This window comes from Paraburkholderia dipogonis, from assembly GCF_046027395.1.
Classification (GTDB): domain Bacteria; phylum Pseudomonadota; class Gammaproteobacteria; order Burkholderiales; family Burkholderiaceae; genus Paraburkholderia; species Paraburkholderia dipogonis_A.
This window is the reverse complement of sequence record NZ_JAQQEG010000136.1, coordinates 1-430: the sequence shown is the minus strand read 5'-3', so window position 1 is coordinate 430 and position 430 is coordinate 1. Positions and strand designations below refer to the sequence as shown.

The window sequence follows — 430 nt, the reverse complement described above, 5'->3', positions numbered from 1 at the left end:
CCCGAGTGTTTCGTGCGGCTCTATCGCCGGGAACGCGCCTGTCAGATTCAGGTCGATACGGCCGCGTGCGGCACGCTCAATCCAGTCGCGCCAGACGTCGCGCGGCACTCGCGCTGCGACCTCGACGCGTTCCAGGGCATGCAGCGCGTGCCGGAAGGCACGCTCGAGTTCGCCGCGCTAATGCGCAAGCTCGATCGCATGGATAGCGGCCAGCGCAACTGAGACACGTCCTCTTTCACATTCGTAAAAGGCACTTTCGATGAACAAGGTTTATGCAAACGCAGCCGCAGCGCTCGAAAGCATCGTCAAGGACGGGCAGACGTTTGCCGTCGGTGGCTTCGGGCTGTGCGGCATTCCGGAGGCGCTGATTAGCGCACTGCGCGATTCAAAGGTGCAGGGCATCACCTGCATCAGCAACAACGCGGGCGTC

General features: G+C 62.6%; 1 protein-coding gene and 1 pseudogene. Both read left to right on the top strand.

The genetic code is table 11. The annotated features are described in order from the left end of the window. A pseudogene (locus tag PQR32_RS42200) lies at positions 1 to 222 on the top strand (class II aldolase/adducin family protein); the annotation flags it as partial. A gap of 37 nt (positions 223 to 259) precedes the next feature. Further along, on the top strand, positions 260 to 430 hold a 171-nt coding region (locus PQR32_RS42195), incomplete at its 3' end, for a CoA-transferase (protein WP_408241833.1).